We start from the raw sequence: 251 nt of genomic DNA, 5'->3' as shown, positions 1-251 counted from the left end.
TCGCTGTCATCGTCGCTCGCCGTGCTGCCGTGCCAGATGTTGTTGCTCTGGGCGAAGGTGACCACGCCTGTCGTCTGGTTGATGCTGATCGTGAAATAGGTCGTGCCGCCGTAGGAGCCGGTGACCGTATTGCCTGACTGGTTGAGCACGATCTCGTTGCCCATCGCCCCGCCGACACCCAGCGTGTAGAGCCCGGACCCGACATTGGAGCCGGTCAGGACAAGGCTGTAGCCCACCGAACCGGCGCCATC

General features: G+C 63.3%; 1 protein-coding gene. It reads right to left on the bottom strand.

Annotated elements, in window-relative coordinates:
* Window positions 1-251: DUF5801 repeats-in-toxin domain-containing protein (locus NZK81_RS21570; protein WP_260048006.1), on the bottom strand; the 251-nt coding region annotated here is incomplete at both ends.

This window comes from Novosphingobium mangrovisedimenti, assembly GCF_025153475.1.
Lineage (GTDB): Bacteria > Pseudomonadota > Alphaproteobacteria > Sphingomonadales > Sphingomonadaceae > Novosphingobium > Novosphingobium mangrovi_A.
The sequence above is the reverse complement of the archived record's forward strand: the minus strand, read 5'-3'. Positions and strand labels throughout refer to the sequence as shown.